We start from the raw sequence: 15705 nt of genomic DNA, 5'->3' as shown, positions 1-15705 counted from the left end.
CTTCCGCTCCGCGATCGCGCGCGTTTCGACGTCGCGACGATCAACTCGTGCGTACCAACGTCACGCGTTGCCACGCTGTCGTGCCACGAACCGGTTCCGTTCGCCGCACGCGATATCGCAGCCGTGTCCGGCACCACGCCTGCATCGGCACGCGTCGATGTCAGAACTGACAGCTGTGGAAACTGGCAGCTACCCGAACGACACCGACGCCCTACGCTCGTCACCGCTCGCGGCCCCACAAGGGCCGGGGGTTCCAGTAACGTCGCCTCTCCTAAAAAAGGACTCCCGATGAAAAGGAATGCCTGGTTCGCCCTGCCCCTTCCGTCGCCCCGCCGCTTGGCGTGCGTGGCACCGTTCGTGTTCGCTGCCGCTGCGGCGCATGCGACGACGGATTGGGTCGATACCCATACGAAGGCCTTTCTGACCGGCCCGCAGTTGATGGCGCGCAGTGCGGCGCCGTCGCTCGAACTGGCAGCCGGTGAAACGACCAACGTCGTCGTCAGCCTGAAGCTGCGCAATGCGGCGCAACTCAAGCAACTGGCGCGCGACGTGAACCGGCCCGGCAGCGCGCATTACCGTCATTACCTGACGCACGAGCAGTTCCTCGCCAACTACGCGCCGACCGATGCGCAGGTGAAGTCGGTCGTCGACTATCTGCACAAGAGCGGCTTCGTGAACGTCGAAGTCGCGCCTAACCGCCTGCTGGTCTCCGCGCGCGGCACTGCCGGCACCGTGAAGACCGCATTCAACACGTCGCTCGTGCATTTCGAGTACGCGGGCCGCTCGGGCTTCGCGAACGCATCGACCGCGCAGGTCCCGAGCGCGCTCGGCAACGTCGTCGGCTCGGTGCTCGGGCTGCAGAGCGTCGCGCGTGCGCATCCGATGCTGCGCATCGGCAACGTGGCGAAGCCGCAGGCGCTCGCGGCCGGCACGGCGACGGGCCACTATCCGAAGGAATTCCCCGGCCTCTACAACGCGACCGGCGTGCCGACCGCGGCCGGCGTGACCGTCGGCATCATCACGATCGGCGGCGTGTCGCAAACGCTGCAGGACCTGAAGCAGTTCACGTCGAGCAACGGTTACGGCGCGGTCTCGACGCAGACCGTCCAGACCAACGGCTCGGGCGGCAGCTACACCGACGACCAGGACGGCCAGGGCGAATGGGATCTCGACAGCCAGTCGATCGTCGGCTCGGCCGGCGGCCAGGTCGGCAAGCTCGTGTTCTACATGGCCGACCTCAACGCCAGCGGCAACACGGGGCTCACGCAGGCGTTCAACCGCGCGGTGTCGGACAACACCGCGAAGGTGATCAACGTGTCGCTCGGCTGGTGCGAGACCGACGCGAATGCGGACGGCACGATCGACGCCGAGGAGCAGATCTTCACGACGGCAGCCGCCCAGGGCCAGACGTTCTCGGTGTCGTCGGGCGACGAAGGCGTGTACGAGTGCAACAATCGCGGCTATCCGGACGGCGCGAACTACACGGTATCGTGGCCGGCCGCGTCGCCGCACGTGCTCGCGATCGGCGGCACGACGCTCTACACGACGTCGGCAGGCGCGTTCTCGAACGAAACGGTGTGGAACGAAGGCCTCGACGGCAACGGCAAGCTGTGGGCGACGGGCGGCGGCGTCAGCACGATCCTGCCGGCGCCGTCGTGGCAATCGGGCAGCAACCGCCAGTTGCCGGACGTGTCGTTCGACGCCGCGCAAAGCACCGGCGCGTACATCTACAACTACGGCCAGTTGCAGCAGATCGGCGGCACCAGCCTCGCCGCGCCGATCTTCACGGGCTTCTGGGCGCGCCTGCTCGCGGCGAACGGCACGGGCCTCGGCTTCCCGGCCGGCAACTTCTATGCGGACATTCCGTCGAACCCGTCGCTCGTGCGCTATGACGTCGTGTCGGGCAACAACGGATATCAGGGGTATGGCTATACGGCCGGCACCGGCTGGGATCTGACGACCGGCTTCGGGAGCCTGAACATCGCGAACCTCAACCAGCTGATCAAGTCGGGCGGGTTCTGATCGATGCATGAAGGCCGGCGCGCGGCAGCGTTTGCCGCGCGCCGGTTTATAACGCCTACTCCACCGCCCGCTCCTTCGCGCGTTCCGGTGCGGCCGGCACACCGGCCCGATGCGACGGCGCGAACAGCCTCAGCCCGCTCGCAACGCTCGCGGCCCCGGCGAACCCTGCGCCGAGCATCAACGCAAGCGTCGGCCCGTGGCGCCCCGCGATCCCGAACGACAGCGCAACGAGCGCCGCACCCGTCGCCTGCCCGATCAGCCGCGCGGTCGCAATGATCCCGCTCGCGCCACCGCTGCGCTCGGGCGGCGCACTCGACATCAGCGCCTTCAGGTTCGGCGACTGGAAGAAACCGAAGCCCGCGCCGCACAGCATCATCCGCCAGCCGATGTCGACGACGCTCGGCGACACCGGCAGCGCGGCGAGCGACACCATGCCCGCGCTCAGCAACGCGAGCCCGATCGCGCCGAGCAGGCCGGGCGGATAACGATCCGACAACCGCCCCGCGATCGGCGCGGCGAACGCGACGATCGCCGACCACGGCGTCATCAGGAAGCCCGTTTCGACCGCGCTGCGATGCAGGACGGTTTCGAAATAGAACGGCAGCGACACGAACGCGAGCCCCTGCGCGGCGAACGCGCACACGGCCGTCAGCGCGGACAGCGTGAACACCGGCCGGCGAAACAGGTCGACCGGCAGCATCGGCGCCGGGTGCCCGGCCTGGCGGCGGATCAGCAGCCAGCCGAATGCGAGCGCAACCGCGGCCGATGCGAACACGATCGAAAGCGGCCCGCGCTGCGCGAATTCGCCGAGCGCGAAGATCAGCGACGCGAACGTGATCACGTTGAACAGCGCGGCGACCGGATCGAACGCATGCTTGCCGCGCGCCGTCTGCGGCAGCGACGGAATCGCCACGGCGAGCGCAATCACGCCGAGCGGCACGTTCACCGCGAACAGCCACGGCCATGCGGCGACCGACAGGATCAGCGACGCAATGGTCGGCCCCACCGCAAACGACACGCCGACGACGAGCGCGTTGAAGCCGACGCCGCGTCCGAGCCGGTGCGCGGGAAACAGGCCGCGGATCAGCGCGACGTTGACGCTCATGATCGCGCTCGCGCCGAAGCCCTGCACGATCCGTGCGGCCGTCAGCATCGGCAGCGTCGACGCGAGCGAACAGCCGAGCGATGCGAGCGTGAACACCGCGAGCCCGGCGATATACACGCGCTTGTGGCCGACGATGTCGCCAAGCGACGCGAACGGCAGCAGCGTCGCGACCATCGCGAGCTGGTATGCGTTGATGATCCACACGGAAGCGGCCGGCGACGCATGCAGGTCGGCGGCGATCGCGGGCAGCGCGGTGTTCGCGATCGCAGTGTCGAGCGTCGCGAGCGCGACGGCCAGCAGCACCGCGGACATCGCGCGCCAGTTGACGGCCGGCTCATGGGCGCCGGCGGGGGTAGCGAATTCGGACAAGATGAGGCTCGGCTGACGAGCGACGCGTTGCGCCACGTCGCGGATTGGACTCGCGGCGGCGTTCCGGTCGCACCGCACGGAACGCGCGCCGCCGCGCCCCGTATTGTTGCAGAGCCGCATCGAACGTGCAGGCGGCCGCGTCGTCGGTCAGCAAAATGAAAGAAAATGCGCCGCGCGCCCCATGCGCGGCGGCGCCTCGTGCCGGGCGTGACGGATCAGCTCACCGCGCGCCGCGCATTGCGCCCGCGCAGCCATTCGAGCGCCAGCAGCAGGCTCGTCGAGAAGATGATCAGGATCGTTGCGAGCGCAGCGATCGTCGGGCTGATGTTCTCGCGGATACCCGTGAACATCTGGCGCGGCAGCGTCGTCTGGTCCGCTCCCGCGAGGAACAGCGTGACGACCACTTCGTCGAACGACGTCGCGAACGCAAACAGCGCACCCGACATCACGCCCGGCGCGATCACCGGCAGCGTCACGCGGAAGAAGGTCGACACCGGGTTCGCGCCGAGCGACAGGCTCGCACGCACGAGGTTCTGGTTGAAGCCCTGCAGCGTCGCGGCGACCGTCGTCACGACGAACGGCACGCCAAGCGCGGCGTGCGCGGCGATCAGCCCCGTGTAGGTGTTCGCGAGCCCGAGCGGCGCGAAGAACAGGTACATGCCGACGCCGACGACGACAACCGGCACGATCATCGGCGACAGCAGCACGGCCATCAGCAACCCCTTGCCGCGGAAGTCGGCTTTCGTGAGACCGATCGCGGCGAGCGTGCCGAGCACGGTCGCGACGATGGTCGCCGACGGCGCGACGATGAAGCTGTTCTTCGCGGCCATCCGCCACTCGTCCGATGCGATCAGGTTCTCGTACCAGCGCGTCGAGAAGCCCGGGATCGGATAGACGAGGAACGTGCTCGACGAAAACGACAGCGGCACGATCGCGAGCACCGGCAGGATCAGGTACAGCAGCGTCAGCACGACGAGCACGCGCAACGCGACGTACCACGCGCGCTCGACGAACGACATATGCGGCGCGAACACCGGCCTGGCGAGTTTCATGGTCCGAATCCCCTTCCCGTTTCGTGACGTATTTCTGCCCGGGCGCTCAGCCGAGGCTCACGTTGGTGCGCGTGAAGCGCCCGTACACCGCGTATAGCACGAGCGTCGCCGCCAGCAGCAGCCCGCCGAGCGCACACGCCATGCCCCAGTTGATCGTCACATTCGTGAAGTACGCGACGTAGTAGCTGACCATCTGGTCGTTCGGCCCGCCGAGCAGCGCGGGCGTGATGTAGTAGCCGATCGCGAGGATGAACACGAGCAGCGCGCCCGCACCGACGCCCGGATAGGTCTGCGGCACGTACACGCGCCAGAACGCGGCGAACGGATGGCTGCCGAGCGACACGGCCGCACGCTGGTAGGTCGGCGGGATCGACTTCATCACGCTGTATAGCGGCAGGATCATGAACGGCAGCAGGATGTGCGTCATCGAGATGTACACGCCGACGCGGTTGAACAGCAGCGTCAGCGGATGCGAGATCAGCCCGCTACCGATCAGCGCCTTGTTGATCAGCCCTTCGCTCTGCAGCAGCACGATCCACGCGGCGACGCGCACGAGCACCGACGTCCAGAACGGAATCAGCACGAGAATCATCACGAGGTTCGCGCGCCGTTCCGACAGCGTCGAGATCCAGTACGCGAGCGGATAGCCGAGCAGCAGCGCGAACAGCGTGACGGCGATGCCGATCACGAACGTGCGGCCGAAGATCGCGAGATAGATCGACTGGTCGGGATCGGCCTGCACGATGTGGCCGAAGCCGTCCTGCTTGTGGTCGAGCGCGGCAAGCAGGTAGAACGGCGATACCTGGCTGCCGTTCTTCGCGATCGCCTGCCAGTACGCGGCGTCGCCCCAGCGCGAATCGAGATCGACGATTTTCTCGCGCGTCTGCGCGGGCGTCAGCGCCGCGTCGTTGTCGCCCTTCAGCGGCATCGCACGCGCCGTCTTCGCGACGAGCGAGCGATAGCCGGGAATCTCGGTGTTCAGCCGCCGCGCGAGCGCACCCATCGCCTCGCTGTCGGCCACCTTCGTCATGTCCGCCGCGAGCGCGACATACGCGGCGTCGGCCGGCGGCGCCTTGCGGTCCCAGCCCGACAGCGCGGCGACCGTATTCGGCAACGCGGTTGCGATCTCGGGGTTCTGCACTGCGCGCGTGAGCAGCGTGCCGATCGGCACGACGAAGATCAGCAGCAGGAAAGTCGCGAGCGGCGCGACCAGCAGCAGCGCCATCGTGCGCTTGCGGGCCTCGGCAGCCTTCAGCTCGCGCTTGAGCGCGGCGGTCGACGGCGAGGAAGGCGCGATCGTCATCGTATTCAACGGTTCTCTCCGGCCGGGCACGTTCCGGCGGAATGCCGCGCGACACGATCGACGCGTCGCGCGGCCGGTTGCATCAGGACACCTTCAGGATGCCTGACCGGTTACTTCGTCGCCCATGCGGTGAAGCGCTGCTCGAGCTCGTCGCTGTGGTCGGTCCAGAAGCCGATGTCTTCCAGCACCGCGTTCTTGCCGTTGGCCGGCGAGTTCGGCAGGTTCGAGAGCGTCTTCGCGTCGAGCGACTTGATTGCCGCGATGTTCGCGGGGCCGTACGCGATGTGCTGCGCATACGCCTGCTGCGGCTTCGGCGTCAGCGAATACGCGATGTACTGCTCGGCCAGCGCCTTGTTCGGCGAACCCTTCGGAATAGCCCAGTAGTCGAGATCGTAGATGCTGCCGTTCCACACGACCTTCAGGTTCTTGCCTTCCTTCTGCGCGGCATCGATGCGGCCGTTGTACGCGGTCGACATCACGACGTCGCCGGCGACGAGGAACTGCGGCGGCTGCGCGCCCGCTTCCCACCACTGGATGTACGGTTTCAGCTCGTCGAGCTTCTTGAACGCGCGGTCCTGGCCGGCCTTCGTGCCGAGCACCTTGTAGACGTCCTTCGTCGCGACGCCGTCGGCCATCAGCGCGAATTCGAGGTTATAGCGCGCGCCCTTGCGCATCCCGCGCTTGCCGGGGAATTTCTTCACGTTCCAGAAATCGGCCCAGCCGGTCGGCGCAGACTTCAGCTTGTCCGCGTTGTACGACAGCGCGGTCGACCACACGAAGAAGCCGACGCCGCACACCTGCGGCGACTCCGGAATCAGGTCGGACTTCTTCGCGATCTTCGACCAGTCGAGCTTCTCGTACAGCCCTTCGTCGCAGCCGCGGTTCAGGTCGCCCGATTCGACTTCGACCACGTCCCAGTTGACGTGCTTCGCCTCGACCATCGCCTTCACCTTCGCCTGCTCGCCGTTGTACTCGACGGCCGTGACCTTGTTGCCGGTTGCCTTTTCGAACGGCTGGTTGAACGCGGCCTTCTGTGCGTCGCCGTTCGCGCCGCCGAAGTTGACGACCGTGAGTTCCGCAGCCGATGCCGATGCACCGAACGCGATCAGTGCCAGCGCGAGTGCCGTGCGGCGCGCAGTAAAGCTTGCTCGTTTCATGATGGTTCCTCTCCTCTCGTGGTGGAAGTGGGCTTTGTTGTTGACGACGTGCTGCGGAAAAAGCGGGAAAACCGGGGTCACGCGAACACGCGCAGGTGTTCGGGTGCGAATGCAAGCGAGACCGGCGCGCCGGGCGAGAACGCGTCGAGCGCGCCGGTGCCGAGCGGCACCTTCACGAAGCATTCGTCCTGGCCGGGCAGCGCGCAGCGCATGCGCACGTGATCGCCGAAATAGATGAGGCTGCGCGCTTCGCCGCTCAGGCGGTTCGCGGCGGCACCGTTCGCGTGGCCGTTGGCCGCGAGGCTCATGCGTTCGGGGCGGATGCACGCGACAGCCGACGCGCCTTCGGCGGCTTCGCCGATGTGGCGGCCGACGAGCTTCGTGCCGTCGTCGAGCCGGAACTCGCAGAATTCGCCGTCGACACGCGCGATGGTGCCGCGCAGCCGGTTGCTGTCGCCGATGAAGTTGGCAACGAATTCGTTGCACGGCGATTCGTACAGGCGGTCCACGGTGTCGAGCTGCTGCACGATGCCCTTGTCGAACACCGCGACGCGGTCGGACATCGTCAGCGCCTCGCCCTGGTCGTGCGTCACGTACACGAAGGTCACGCCGAGCTTCTCGTGCAGTGCCTTGAGTTCGTACTGCATGTGTTCGCGCAACTGCTTGTCGAGCGCGCCGAGCGGCTCGTCCATCAGCACCAGCTTCGGCTCGAACACGAGAGCGCGCGCCAGCGCAATGCGCTGCTGCTGGCCGCCCGACAACTGCGCCGGATAGCGTTTCGCGAAGCGCTCCATCTGCACCATCTTCAGCGCATGCGCAACGCGTTCCGCGCGCTCGCCGGCCGGCAACTTGCGCACGGTCAGCGGATACGCGACGTTCTGCTCGACCGTCAGGTGCGGGAACAGCGCGTAGTTCTGAAACACCATGCCGATGTTGCGTTTGTGCGGCGGCACGTTGTTCAGCAGCTCGCCGTCGAGGCGGATCTCGCCGCCGGTCGGGAATTCGAAGCCGGCAAGCATCATCAGGCAGGTGGTCTTGCCCGAACCCGACGGCCCGAGCAGCGTCAGGAATTCCCCGCGGTGGATATCGAGGTCGAGCGATTTGACGACCAGCGTTTCGCCGTCGTAGGTCTTCCGCACGCCGCGAAAGCTGACGATCACATCATCGGACTTCATCGTGGCTGTCCCCTTGCTTCGCGACAATTGATTATGAGATGCGAGCCACTATACGGCGCGCACGGTTCTATACTAGGGAACCATTTCAATATTCCAAGTAGGACCACTTTGGATACCGTGATCGTCGCCGACTGGCTCTCCGCCCGTCTCGACCGCAGCTCGCCGGAGCCGATGTACCGGCAGTTGCTGCAGCTGATGCAGCAAGCCATCCTGACCGGGGAATTGGGGCCAGGGACGAAACTGCCGAGCTCGCGCACGCTCGCGGGCGACCTGTCGATCGCGCGCAATACCGTGCTGCATGTGTACGACCAGTTGACGGCCGAGGGCTACGTGCTGACGACAACCGGCAGCGGCACCTACGTGGCCGATACGCGGCCGGACGCCGCGGCGATCCACGCACCGGGCAGCGCGCCGGCACCGTCAGCCGCCGACGAACCGCCGCCGGATGCGCAGGGCAGCCTGTCGACGCGCGGCCGGCAGCTGATCGAGCACGCGGGTGTATCGCGACGCCAGTGGGGTGCTTTCATGCCGGGCGTGCCGGACGTGTCGGAATTTCCGAGCCGCACGTGGAGCCGCCTGCAGGCGCGGCTGTGGAAGGAAGCCAATCCCGAACTGCTGACCTACGCGCCGGGCGGCGGCTACCGGCCGTTGCGGCGCGCGCTTGCCGATTACCTGCGCGTCGCGCGCTCGGTCAAATGCTCGCCGGACCAGGTGATCATCACGACGGGCATCCACCAGTCGATCGATCTCGCGGTGCGGCTGCTGTCCGATATCGGCGATCGCGCGTGGGTCGAGGAGCCGTGCTACTGGGGCGTGCGCAGCGTCCTGCAGGCGGCCGGCCTCACGCTTGCACCGGTGCCGGTCGACCAGGAAGGGCTCGACCCGCGTGCGAGCGACATGCAGCATCCGCCGCGGCTCGTGCTCGTCACGCCATCGCATCAGTACCCGCTCGGGATGGTGATGAGCCTCGCGCGGCGCCGGATGCTGCTCGAATACGCGCGCCAGCACCGCTGCTGGATCATCGAAGACGACTACGACAGCGAATTCCGCTACGGCAGCCGGCCGCTCGCGTCGCTGCAGGGGCTCGACGACGGCGGCCGCGTGATCTACGTCGGCAGCCTCGGCAAGATGCTGTTCCCGGGGCTGCGGATGGGCTACATGGTCGTGCCCGAGCATCTGGTCGATACGTTCCGCACCGGGTTGTCGGAGCTGTACCGCGAAGGCCAGCTGATGCAGCAGGCCGTGCTCGCCGAATTCATCATGGACGGCCACCTCACTTCACATGTCAGACGAATGCGCACGCTGTACGGCGAGCGCCGGCAACTGATGATCGACGCGATCCGCGCGCGCTTCGGCGATGCGCTCCCGGTGATGGGCGACGAGGCCGGCCTGCATCTGGTGCTCGGCCTGCCTGACGCGTGCGACGATCGCGCGGTCACGCAGAGCGCGTTCGATGCGGGCGTGATCGTCCGCCCGCTGACCAGCTACTACAGCAGCCTCGACACCGCGCGACAGGGCCTGCTGCTCGGCTATGCGTGCGTCGCGCACGAAGGCATCGGGCCCGCGTTCGACACGCTCGCCGATACCATCGAGCAGCATCTGCCGCGCGACATCACCCGCGCCGCATGAGGCCTCGCGAGACCGGCCGCACGCGGCGACGCCCGCGTCATTGCGTGCCGCCGGCCGCGCGATCGAGCGATGCCGCGCGCACGGCTTCGCCGGGCTTCGTGAACACACGCTGACGCAACCCGGCGATTTGCGCGTCGCGCTCCTGCTGAGACAGGCCGGCCGATTCGATCTGCGCACGCTGCGCCGCGTAGTCCGCATAGCGACGCTGCCACGACGCATCGTCCTGCTGCATCTGCGCGACGCGTGCGGCGGCGTCGGGGCCGAGCGTCTGCGTCAGCTGCGCGCGCATCGCATCGGGTGTCGCCCCGCTCTTCTGCAATTGCGCGATCTGGTCGATCGCGGCACGCTGCTGGTCGATGCGCTGCTGCGCCGCCCGCTCGTCGGCCGGCATCTGCTGCGCCAGCGCCGCGAGCCGCTCGGCCTTCTGGGCATCGGTCAATGAGCGATCCTGAGTGATCTTCAGCCGTGCGAGGTCGTAGCGCTGCCGCCACTGCTCCGCACCGAAGAACGGCTGGCTCCAGTCGCCGAGCGTGCGGTACGCGATCGACGCGCGCTGATCGAGTGCGAGCTGCAACGCGCCCAGATCGGACTTGTCGACCGCGCCGGCATCGCGCAGTTTCGCGAGCGCATCGAGATACGCGCGATACCGGTGCCACACGTCGAGCGCCTCAGCCTGCGCAGCCGTACCGTCGAGCTGCGCGGCAATCTCGCGCACGACGAACGCATCGAGCGCGGCCGCGCTCAGGTCGCTCTGCGCGGTCAGGCAATAGTCGAAGAAATCGCGTACCGCGCGCGACTTCGCGAGATGGCCGCCGGCATCGAGCGGCAGCCGCGGCGCGCTGGAACCGGCCAGCGACGGCGGCAAACCCGCGCTCGCCGGCACGGCGGCCTGCGGTGCGGCGGCCGTCACGCCGCCCGCCGCTGCCGCGTCCGGTGCGTCACCGGCGGCACCCGACCCGCGATGCCACCCCGCCCCGCTCCACGTCGCGACGCCAGCAACCGCCGCCAGCCCCACGACACCATAGACTGCTGCGCGCCGCGCCAGCGGCGCGCGCCCTTCACGTGCCGTCATCGATTACACGCCCGCGAGCTGCAGCCGGTTCGCATGCGTGCGGATCACCGCGACCGGATCTTCCGCATACGCGCCGCGCACGCCGAGCAGCTGGTTGATCTCGTCGATGTGATTCCACTTGTAGCTCGTGCTCAGCACCTTGCCGTACAGCGCGCTGCACTTCGACACGAGCCCGTCGTTCTGACCCGAGCCACGGTTGATCATCACCGTGCCGGTGCCGAACAGCGCGAGCGTCGACGGGTCGAGCGCGTTTGCGGGATCGACGAGCGGAATGGTGCTCGTGTCCTTCGCACCCGTCACGCCGAACAGCGAAAGCGTCGGCTGGATCGCCGTGCCGGCCCACGAATACAGCAGATGCGTGTTGCCGCCGACCGTTTCCGTCGGTGCACCGGTCTGGCAGCTGCCCGGTGCGCCAAGGCCCGCGCTCGGATAGTTCTGGTTGTAGGTCGCCGCCTGAGCGGTCGTCAGCGTCTTCAGCGATGCGAGCGCATCCTGGTTCGTGTTGTGGCTGCTGCTCGTCAGGATTCCGAACACATTGACAAACGCCGCGATCACCGTCGACGACAGCCCGGTCGGATCGTACGCGAGCACGCTCTGCACGAAGTCCGCGAACTCGGAGCCGCGATGCGGCGTGCCGATCGTCGTCACCGACGCGACGAGATCGGGCGCGACGGCCGCGACATAGCGCGACGTCAGCCCGCCCTGGCTGTGACCGACGAGATTGACCTTGGTCGCGCCCGTCGCGGCGAGTACCGTCTTCACGTAGGCGAGCAACTGTTCGCCGCGCCCGTTCGGGCCGTCGTCGCTCTGGAAGCCCGACAGGTTCGCGACGTAGACGGTCGCGCCATGCTGCTGCAGATCCTCCTGGATGCCGTACCAGTACTCGAGCACGCCGGCGTACTTGTCGGTGCCCGTGAGCCCGTGCACGAGGATGATCGGATAACGCGTCGCCGCGTAGTTGTCGGCGGGCGCGGTCGCCGCCATCGCCGCGTGTGTCGTCGCGAGCGTCATCAGCGCGGTCGTCCCCGCGAACGGTGCGACGCTCATCGCACATGCCACTGCCCCTGCCATTACCCTGGAACGCATCGATCTGGCCATGCATGTTCTCCTGATTATTGTGCTGCCGGTGCGAATGACACCGGATCGACGCGCACGCTGCATCGCGCGCACCGTGTGCGTCGAATGCGGGAGTGAATCACGAGTCGCGAACGTTTGCGCCCTGACTAGATACGGTTCTCTAATCGGTTGACGTACCCCGCCCGTTCGGGCGGGGCTGCATTCACACGCGCGCATGCTGCAATGCACACGCGCCGCGCGCTACAGCTTCGCGCTCACGCGCACCCATGCGGTCCGGCCCGGCTCCATCACCGGCGCGTTCGCCGGATAGCCGAAGCCCGCGTTGCCGGCGAGGTTCAGGTGCTCGGTGTAGGCCTTGTTCAGCACGTTGTCGACGCCGACCGAGATCTGCACGGTCTTGCTGACGTTGTATTGCGTATGCAGCGACAGCACGCCGAATCCGGCGCTCGGGCCGAAGTCCTTGCCGACCACGTTGCCCTCGTTCAGTGCATAGCGATGCTGCGGCGCAACGATCCGCCACAGGCCGCCGGCCGACCATGCGCCGCGCGTGTATTCGAGCCCGATGCGTGCCTCGAGCGGCGGCATCTGCGGCAGCGGATCGCCGCTTGCCACGTTGCGCCCCCATGCATACGCGAGCGACGTCTCGACACGCAGCGGCGCCACCGGCCGCCACGACACGCCCGCTTCGCCGCCCATGATCTGCGCGTTGACGTTGGTCGCCTGCGTGGTCGGACCCATCATGCCGGCCGCGTAGTTGAACAGGATGAAGTCCTGCACATAGCCGGCATACGCCGACACCCACGCATCGAACCGGTCGCTCTTGTACTGCGCGCCGATGTCGATCTGCGTGGTCTTCTCCGGCTGCACCGCCGAGAACGCGTTGACCGAACCGGCCGGGCCGCGCGTCGCGGAGAACAGTTCCCAGTAGTCGGGATAGCGTTCCGCGTGGCCGATCCCCGCGTACCACGTGACGGGCAGCGACGCGAGATCGCGCTCGTAGCGCACGAAGCCGCTCGGCAACACGCGCGAGCGATCGTCGTCGAAGGTCGGGTTCGGCTTGCTCATCATCATCCCGCTCTTCATCGCGCGCTTGTCGCGAGCGCTCGCATAGTCGACGCGCGCGCCGCCGATCACGCGCGACACTTCGCTCGCATACCACGTCAGCTCGCCGAACACGCCCGCGTTCCACATCGTCGCCTGCGCATCCCACGGTTGGTCGCGGTAGTTCTGCTGCCCCATCGACGAGCGCGAATCGAGCCGGTTCGATTGCGCGTCGATACCCGTCACGAGCTTGAAGTCGTCGCCGAAACGAAACGTCGCGGCCGCGCGCGCACCGACCGTGCGGCGCCGCACGTCGGCCGCCATCCGCATCGGCATGCTGCTGGTCGGGTCGGGCTGCCGCAACGTGTAGTTGTCCATCACGTGATCGGCCTCGTTGTAGTACACGCGCGCCTCGATCCGGTCGAGCACGTCGCCGAGGTGCCGCTTGTCGAACGACAGCCCGACCGTCTCGCGGCGGAAATGCGCCCCGTCCATCCCGCGGCCCGCGTAGCGCGCATAACCGTCGCCGGTGCCGGCGGTCAGCTCGACGCGCGTGTGGTCGTCGGGGGTCCAGCCGAGCGCCGCATCGGCGTTCCACTTGTCCCACTGCGACGGCACCGTGTTGCCGTTGCCGTCCTTGTAGTCCTGCGAATGCGCGTGGTTCGCGGTCACACGGCCGTAGACGTCGGGCGTGCCCGCCGTCAGGTCGATGCTCTGGTCGTTGCGGCCGAACGATCCGCCGACCAGGCTGCCGTCGAAACGCATGCCCGGACGCTCGAATCGCGGCGTCACGCGCTCGAACAGCACGGTGCCGGCCGACGCGCCGGGACCGTACAGCACCGACTGCGGCCCCTTCACGACGGTAACCTTGTCATAGCTTTCCGGTGCAATGTACGACGTCGGCGCATCCATCCGGTTCGGGCATGCGCCAAGCGTCGGCATTCCGTTCGCCAGGATGTTCAACCGCGAACCGAACATCCCGCGCAACACGGGGTCGCCGTTCGTGCCGCCGCTGCGGATCGACGTGAAGCCGGGGATCGTCTTCAGGTAATCCGCACCGTCGCTGGCGGGCAGCGGCTGGCGCGGCGCCTTCGGATTCGTGACGACGACGAGCCGCGTCGACAGCGGCGCCGCGACGACCTCGACGGGCGGCAGCAGCGCGGCCGACTCGTTCGCGGGCGCGACGTCCGCGCGCGCCGTTTCAGCCGCCGCAGCACTCGCTGCCAGCGCGCCCGCAGCGAGCGCGGGAACGGTAAGTTTCAACATTCGCGGCACGCGCCGCGCACAGACATTGCGTGGCGCCCGCGGCGCACGCAACTGGAAATTGGTCATGATCGAAAGCCCGAGTGACGCCCTCCACGTGGCCGCGACGGGCCGCACGGATATCGGCGGTAATAAGAACGGATAACAGCGCGTCAGGCGCGCTCGGGCGGTGCGCGTGGATACGCGCGCGGATAGCGGTCGGCGTGCACCGCGACGGCAGGCGGCGCGGCGGTGGACGCGGAAACGGCGGGGATGGAAGCGAACGACGCAGCCACAGGTGCACCGATCGCGGGGCTGTGGGCGAAGAAGCCGCAGTAGCCGCACGCGTCGAGATGCAGCGCGTGATCGTGCATGCGGCCCGCATCGGCCGACCGATGCGCGCCATGCTCCGTACTGCAGACGATGGCGTCGGGCGTGGCCGCCTGCGCGATGCGCCACTGCGACACCAGCGGCGCCGCGATCGCGATCCAGATCGCGAGCACGCCAAGCCAGGCGGTCAGGTGACGATGTCGGTGCAGCATGCGTGGCGACGAGTAAGCGGAATGTAAAAACAGCCGAGATGTTACCGAATGTTCAACGCGATGAACAGTCACCCATGCCGGTAAACGGACCGGGGGCGCATGGTTGTCAGCACAACCATGCGCCCCCGCCTGTGAGGCATGCCAAGCACGTGGCGATCAGGGCGCCATGCGCCGCAGCACGTCGTCGCGCCGGATGAAATGGTGGTACAACGCGGCCAGCGCATGCAGGCCGATCACGAAGTAGAACGCGTTACCGATCAGCTCGTGCGCTTCCTTGATCGTCGGCCGCAGCGCCTTGTCGGGGCCGAACAGCGTGAACGACACGCCGAGCCAGTCGAGCGACACCGGCTTGCCGCCCAGGTTGATCATCATGATGCCGAGCAGCGGCTGCGCGATGATGAACACGTAGAGCGCGACATGCGCGAGCCTCGACAGCCAGCGCAGCAGCGCCGCCTGCGGAATGGCTTCCGGCACGCGGCTGACGATGCGCCACAGCACGCGCAGCACCGACAGCACCAGCACGAACGTGCCCGCGGTGAGGTGCACGTTCATCCAGAACACGCGGCTGTCGCTGCCCTTCGGGCCGCGAATCTCGATGGCGAGATAGGCCAGCGCCACCAGCACGAAGATGGCCCAGTGGAAGAAGATCGCGGGCGAGCTGTAGCGCGTCTGTTTCGCGAGGATGTTTCTCATGCTTCGTCTCGTGTGGTATGCGGGGTGGCGCGCGGGCGGCAACCGGCTCTGCGCCCGGCCAAGCTTTCAGGATTGTAGCCGCACGGGCGTCCGGTTTTACGCGACACGGTCAAATATCTGACGAATCGTCGACGCGCACCGCGCGCGTCCCTCATATGGAAAGTCCGCATCGCGCGCGCAAACGGCTGTGGCACGATGAAGCTTTGGTGCGACGGCGCGCGGGCAT

The 15705-nt window shown here is 67.5% G+C and carries 12 protein-coding genes; 2 read left to right on the top strand and 10 right to left on the bottom strand.

All coding sequences use genetic code 11. The annotated features are described in order from the left end of the window. Positions 1 to 288 precede the first annotated feature (288 nt). Positions 289 to 2022 (top strand): S53 family peptidase, encoded by a 1734-nt coding sequence (locus tag U5809_RS26560; RefSeq protein ID WP_322088694.1) that lies wholly within the window; start codon positions 289 to 291, stop codon positions 2020 to 2022. A gap of 55 nt (positions 2023 to 2077) precedes the next feature. On the opposite strand, the gene U5809_RS26555 is transcribed toward U5809_RS26560, so the two are convergent. The 5 genes from U5809_RS26555 to U5809_RS26535 form a co-directional block, all read right to left on the bottom strand. Beyond that, positions 2078 to 3496: an MFS transporter gene (locus U5809_RS26555; RefSeq protein WP_282510960.1), complete on the bottom strand. Its 1419-nt coding sequence runs from the start codon at positions 3494 to 3496 to the stop codon at positions 2078 to 2080. A 215-nt stretch (positions 3497 to 3711) separates the two neighbouring features. Next, positions 3712 to 4548: an ABC transporter permease gene (locus U5809_RS26550; protein ID WP_282510962.1), complete on the bottom strand. Its 837-nt coding sequence runs from the start codon at positions 4546 to 4548 to the stop codon at positions 3712 to 3714. A gap of 46 nt (positions 4549 to 4594) precedes the next feature. Continuing rightward, positions 4595 to 5851, bottom strand: coding sequence for an ABC transporter permease (locus U5809_RS26545; protein WP_322088742.1), 1257 nt, complete (start codon positions 5849 to 5851; stop codon positions 4595 to 4597). A 110-nt stretch (positions 5852 to 5961) separates the two neighbouring features. Then, complete coding sequence (locus U5809_RS26540; RefSeq protein WP_282510965.1) at positions 5962 to 7008, bottom strand: ABC transporter substrate-binding protein; 1047 nt, start codon at positions 7006 to 7008, stop codon at positions 5962 to 5964. A 77-nt stretch (positions 7009 to 7085) separates the two neighbouring features. Beyond that, positions 7086 to 8183, bottom strand: a complete 1098-nt coding sequence (locus U5809_RS26535) for an ABC transporter ATP-binding protein (RefSeq protein ID WP_176045950.1) — start codon at positions 8181 to 8183, stop codon at positions 7086 to 7088. A gap of 108 nt (positions 8184 to 8291) precedes the next feature. Between U5809_RS26535 and U5809_RS26530 the strand changes: the two genes are divergently transcribed. Next, complete coding sequence (locus tag U5809_RS26530; protein WP_322088693.1) at positions 8292 to 9812, top strand: PLP-dependent aminotransferase family protein; 1521 nt, start codon at positions 8292 to 8294, stop codon at positions 9810 to 9812. A 37-nt stretch (positions 9813 to 9849) separates the two neighbouring features. Here the strand turns inward: U5809_RS26530 and U5809_RS26525 are convergent, their stop codons facing one another. From U5809_RS26525 to U5809_RS26505, 5 genes are all read right to left on the bottom strand, one after another. Next, positions 9850 to 10884 (bottom strand): lipase secretion chaperone, encoded by a 1035-nt coding sequence (locus U5809_RS26525; protein ID WP_322088692.1) that lies wholly within the window; start codon positions 10882 to 10884, stop codon positions 9850 to 9852. A 3-nt stretch (positions 10885 to 10887) separates the two neighbouring features. Continuing rightward, positions 10888 to 11982, bottom strand: a complete 1095-nt coding sequence (locus U5809_RS26520; RefSeq protein WP_282510975.1) for a triacylglycerol lipase — start codon at positions 11980 to 11982, stop codon at positions 10888 to 10890. 219 nt (positions 11983 to 12201) lie between these two features. Continuing rightward, positions 12202 to 14334, bottom strand: coding sequence for a TonB-dependent copper receptor (locus U5809_RS26515; protein WP_322088691.1), 2133 nt, complete (start codon positions 14332 to 14334; stop codon positions 12202 to 12204). An 83-nt stretch (positions 14335 to 14417) separates the two neighbouring features. After that, the gene (locus tag U5809_RS26510; RefSeq protein ID WP_322088690.1) at positions 14418 to 14786 is read right to left on the bottom strand and encodes a DUF2946 domain-containing protein; all 369 of its coding nucleotides are present in this window, start codon (positions 14784 to 14786) and stop codon (positions 14418 to 14420) included. A 156-nt stretch (positions 14787 to 14942) separates the two neighbouring features. Next, positions 14943 to 15479: a cytochrome b gene (locus U5809_RS26505; protein ID WP_282510981.1), complete on the bottom strand. Its 537-nt coding sequence runs from the start codon at positions 15477 to 15479 to the stop codon at positions 14943 to 14945. Between the last annotated feature and the right edge of the window lie 226 nt (positions 15480 to 15705).

Origin of the sequence: Burkholderia sp. BCC1999, assembly GCF_905339975.1 — a bacterium.
Classification (GTDB): domain Bacteria; phylum Pseudomonadota; class Gammaproteobacteria; order Burkholderiales; family Burkholderiaceae; genus Burkholderia.
The sequence above is the reverse complement of the archived record's forward strand: the minus strand, read 5'-3'. Positions and strand labels throughout refer to the sequence as shown.